This window comes from Actinomadura sp. HBU206391, from assembly GCF_014323665.1.
GTDB lineage: Bacteria > Actinomycetota > Actinomycetes > Streptosporangiales > Streptosporangiaceae > Actinomadura_C.
In genome coordinates this window covers 1-4689 of sequence record NZ_JABVEB010000351.1, presented here as the reverse complement: position 1 = coordinate 4689, position 4689 = coordinate 1, and the positions used below count along the sequence as shown (strand labels likewise).

General features: G+C 67.1%; 4 protein-coding genes. 3 read left to right on the top strand and 1 reads right to left on the bottom strand.

What is annotated here, in order from left to right:
• Positions 1-281: 281 nt before the first annotated feature.
• Positions 282-776, top strand: a complete 495-nt coding sequence (locus HKK72_RS36110) for a hypothetical protein (protein WP_187238890.1) — start codon at positions 282-284, stop codon at positions 774-776.
• 70 nt (positions 777-846) lie between these two features.
• On the opposite strand, the gene HKK72_RS36105 is transcribed toward HKK72_RS36110, so the two are convergent.
• Positions 847-1962 (bottom strand): hypothetical protein, encoded by a 1116-nt coding sequence (locus tag HKK72_RS36105; protein ID WP_187238889.1) that lies wholly within the window; start codon positions 1960-1962, stop codon positions 847-849.
• A 340-nt stretch (positions 1963-2302) separates the two neighbouring features.
• On the opposite strand from HKK72_RS36105, the gene HKK72_RS36100 reads away from it, so the two are divergent.
• The gene (locus tag HKK72_RS36100; protein ID WP_187238888.1) at positions 2303-4027 is read left to right on the top strand and encodes an L-lactate permease; all 1725 of its coding nucleotides are present in this window, start codon (positions 2303-2305) and stop codon (positions 4025-4027) included.
• Between the two features lie 126 nt (positions 4028-4153).
• On the top strand, positions 4154-4689 hold a 536-nt coding region (locus tag HKK72_RS36095), incomplete at its 3' end, for a GntR family transcriptional regulator (protein WP_187238887.1).

Below are 4689 nucleotides of genomic sequence, written 5' to 3'. Positions count from 1 at the left end.
GCAGCTCCGCCCATTCCGCCCAGCAGATTTCAGACTCGGCGACGGTCATCGGAAAGCACCTCCCTCAGCCATACTCTCAGCTTAGTCAGCAATAAGATCGAACGCACTATCGAATGCAATTCGCTAGAGAATTATGACCAGTCCACTCGCGAATAACCTGGATAAAACGACGAGGCCAGGACAATCTCCGGCGTCCGTTCGTACATCATCAGGCTGCGACCGCACCCCGGTCGAGCATGGGCCTCCTGGTCAGATCTCCAAGTCCGAGGCATCCTGCATGAGTGTCCAGCCACGAAACCCTGACCTGGTCCGCCACGCACGAGCGCTCAGGATGTCTCGCGGGAGCGCTCGCCGGCCTGTCGGCGGGCATGATCATCATGGTCGCGCCGGCCCTGATGTTCTCGCTTCAGGCGTCAGCCCTCTTTCTCATCGTGGGGATATTCGTCGCCGGTGGCGCGCTGGTCGGCACATTCGCCGGGCCACGAGAGGTCCATGCGGCGGAGTTCACCAGAAGGCGGGTGCGCCTGGTGAGTGCGGTCGCTTCCCGAACAATGGAGATCGCCGATCTCACCGAAATTGCCGTGGAGCACTCTGGAGACACCGAGACGGGCTACGCGCGGACATCGCTGCGGTTGAGGTGGCCCGGCGAGACCGGCGTGAGGCTCGTCGGTCATTTCGACGCTGAACTCGTCCGGTCACTCGGCAGAGTGCTCGGGCCCGGTCGCCATGTCGAAGAAACGTGGAAGGACCTTGAGTCGCCGCCCGCCGGCGCCTGAGAAGAAGGGGCCGGCAAGCTGGCGGCGATCAGACCTTGATGGCGGCCAAGTCCGGACTTGGCAACGGGCCCTAGCCCCAGACGCGCTGGGCGGTGTCGACGACGAGTTCGAGCTTGCGGCGTTCGTCGTCGACGGTCAGCAGGTTGCCCCGCTCGGTGGAGGCGAAGCCGCATTGAGGGCTGAGGGCCAGGTTTTCAATGGGCACGTACTTCGACGCCTCCTCGATCCGGCGGCGCAGTTCGTCCTGGGATTCGAGCCGGGGCGTCTTCGAGGAGATCAGGCCCAGGACGACGGTCGTTCCCCGCGGGATGAAGCGCAGCGGCTCGAATCCCCCCGCGCGCTCGGTGTCGTACTCGAGCAGGAACCGGTCCACGCCGACCTGTCCGAACAGCTTCTCGGCGACGGGCTCGTAGCTTCCCTGGGACATCCATGCGCTGCGGTTGTTCCCACGGCAGATGTGCATGCCCACGGTGACGTCGGGATTCTTCTCCTTCGCGGCGCGGACCACGGCGGCGTCGACCGCGACCGTCGCGTCGAGGATCTCCTCGGGCTTCACCCCCGTCATCCCCATCCCCTCGCGGAAGTCCTGGTCGATCACGAAGTTGTAGCCCAGTGAATCCAGTTGGATCCAGGTGACCCCCTGGTCCAGAAGACCCTCGATCTCCTTGATCTGAAGAGCGACCAGGTCCTGCATCATCTCCGTCGGCGTCGGATACGCCGCCTCACTGATGCCCGGCTGCCACAGGATCGCCCCCATCGAGGAGCTCATCATTGTGATCTTGAACTGCCCCGGCGCGTGCTCGGCGAGGAACGCCGCCTCGACGCTCGTGTGCAGGGCCTTCTGGTAGAGCCGGTCGCTCACCGAGACCATGTCGAAGTGGGTCTCCTCGGCCGACGGCTCGTCACCGCCCCGGTACCACTTGGCGGACCGCGGAGCGGCGGGGCTCACTCCGCCGAGCGACTCCAGGAGACCGGCCATCCATGTGCCACGCCTGACCTCTCCGTCGGTGAAGACCTGGATTCCGGCCTGCCGCTGAACCTCGATCGCCGCCAGCGCCGCACAGTGCTCCAGCTCGCGCAGCCGCTCGGCGTCCGGCTCTCCACGCCTTTGCGCCGTACGCGCCTCAAGCAGCTCAGGCGTACGCAGCAGGCTGCCGACATGCTCGGCGTGGGGGTTGGCGGCCATGGCCCTCTCCTCGATCGTCGGATGCGGAAAAGCCGGTGGGACAGGGACGCCGGACCGATCGCCGGAGGCGGCCCCGAGCCATACTCTCCGCCAATCGGGCGACGAAGTCCACGGGCGGATCAGCCGTGCGGTCCGGTACGTGGCAGCACCCCTCGTGGCGGGCGGCGAGCGCTCGGCCGATGGCGGCGTCAGGGGCCGGCTTTCACAACTTGTATCTCAGTTGTGTCTTGACGTGACCTGAGGCACATGTCGTAATGATGAACCGAATGTTTCAAGATCCGAACAAGTGCTTCCGTATGGCGGAAGTCAACTAGTGCCCTATCGCGCAAGGGGTTCCCCGATGTTCCAACCCGTGCTCGACCCACTGGCAGACTCACTCGGCCTGTCGACGCTCTGCGCCGTGCTACCGCTCATCACCCTCTTCGTGCTGCTCGGCGGGCTGCGTGTCCGTGCGCAATGGGCGGCTCTGGCGGCGTTGGCCTGTTCCCTCCTCGTCGCCGTACTGATCTACGACATGCCCATCGGGCAGGCGGGGAACGCGGCCGTCGAAGGCGCGGCCTTCGGGCTGTTCCCGATCATGTGGATCGTGGTGAACGCGATCTGGATCTACAACATGACGGTGGTCACCGGCCACTTCGACGTGCTGCGGAAGTCGGTCTGTTCGATCTCGCCGGACCTGCGGATCCAGGCCGTGATCATCGCCTTCTGCTTCGGCGCGCTCCTGGAGGCGCTGGCCGGGTTCGGCACTCCGGTGGCGATCACCTCGGTGATGCTGATCGCGCTCGGCTTCCGCCCGATGAAGGCGGCCGCGGTGGCATTGGTCGCCAACACCGCCCCCGTCGCGTTCGGCGCGCTGGCCACCCCGATCATCACGCTCAGCAAGCTCACCGGCATGCCGGTGCACGACCTCAGCTCGGTGGTGGGCCGGCAGACCCCGGTGCTGGCACTGTTCGTCCCGGTGATCCTCGTGTTCATCGTGGACGGCCGCCGCGGGGTACGGCAGACCTGGCTGCCGGCGATGGTCGGCGGCGTGGTCTTCGCCGTGGGCCAGTTCATCGCGTCCAACTTCATGTCCGCGGAACTGACCGACATCATCGCCTCTCTCGCCGGAACCGCGTCGATCGTGCTGCTGCTGAAGTTCTGGCAGCCGCGCCACGTTCTGACCGGCGAGCAGGCCGACGACGTGGAGGTGTCGACCCGTATCGCCGAGGCCACGGCGGTGGCCCACGAGGTGGAGGGCGGCGGCCGCAAGGGCGGCAAGCACAGCGGGCAGCGGTCCGGCGGGCAGGAGTCCGGTGCTCTGACCTCCGTACAGGAGCGGCCGCCGGCCGCGGACGTGGCTCGGGCCTACGCGCCGTACGCCGTGATCATCGCGATCTTCTCCATCGCCCAGTTCGGGCCGGTGAAAGAGTTCCTCGCCAAGGCGACGAAGACTTTCGCGTGGCCGGGTCTGGACGTGCTGACCCCCGCGGGCACCCCGGCGAGCGCGACGACGTTCAAGTTCGACTGGCTGGCCGCCGGCGGAACCCTGCTGCTCATCTCGGGCGTCATCACCTTCCTGATCCTCCGCCTGTCGCCGGGCGAGGCGGTGCGCACCTACGGGCGCACCGTACGCCAGCTCGCCTGGGCCATCTTCACCGTGGCATGTGTGCTCGGGCTGGCCTACGTCATGAACCTGTCCGGCCAGACCTTCACGATCGGCCAGTGGATCGCGGGCGCGGGCGCCGCGTTCGCCTTCCTCTCCCCGATTCTCGGCTGGCTCGGCGTGGCGGTGACCGGCTCGGACACCTCGGCCAACGCGTTGTTCGGCACGCTGCAGGTCACGGCTGCCGAGAAGGCCGGCCTCGATCCGCTACTGCTCGCGGCGGCCAACAGCTCGGGCGGTGTCCTCGGCAAGATGATCTCGCCGCAGAACCTCGCCATCGTCGCGGCGGCCACCGGGCTCGCCGGGCGGGAAGGTGAGCTGTTCCGCCGAGTGTTCGGCTGGAGCATCGCCCTGCTGGGCGTGATGTGCGTACTGGTCTTCCTGCAGTCGACCAACGTGCTCAGCTGGATGCTCCCGTAAAACGCGTACCGGCCCGCCCCTCGCCTGCATCGAGGCCGGGGGCGGGCCGGCGGCGGTCCGGTGTGAAATCCCGATCCTGTGGCCATAATGGACGGACTTGGTCGGGGTGCCCTGGTTGGAGGAGCCGTGGCCGCACAGGGACGAATCGGCCGCCGGTCGGCGGCCAAGGACCGGGCCTACGACTTCGTCAAAAAGCGTGTGCTGCACGGCGGCTATGCCGGTGGGGCACTGATCAGCGAAGGCGAGGTCGCCGAGGCTCTGCGGATGTCGCGGACCCCGGTGCGAGAGGCGTTCCTGCGGCTGGAGACCGAAGGCCTGCTACGGCTCTACCCGCAACGCGGGGCGCTCGTCGTTCCGGTCTCGCCGGATGAGGTGCGTGCGGTGCTGGAAGCACGGCTGGTCCTCGAGCAGTTCTCCGCGGAGAGGGTGATCGAGAACGGGCCGGTCGTCGCCGAGGCGGTCGCCTACCGGCTGGAGGCCCACCTCAAGCTGCAGCGTGAGAAGGGCGAGAAGGGCCGTTTCGACGAGTTCCTGGAGGAGGACCGGCTCTTCCACACCAACCTGGTCGAGGCCGCGGGAAACGAGCTGTTCACCGGCCTGTACGTGTCGCTGCGCGACCGCCAGGTGCGGATGATCGCCGAATCCACGATGCGAGACCCGGA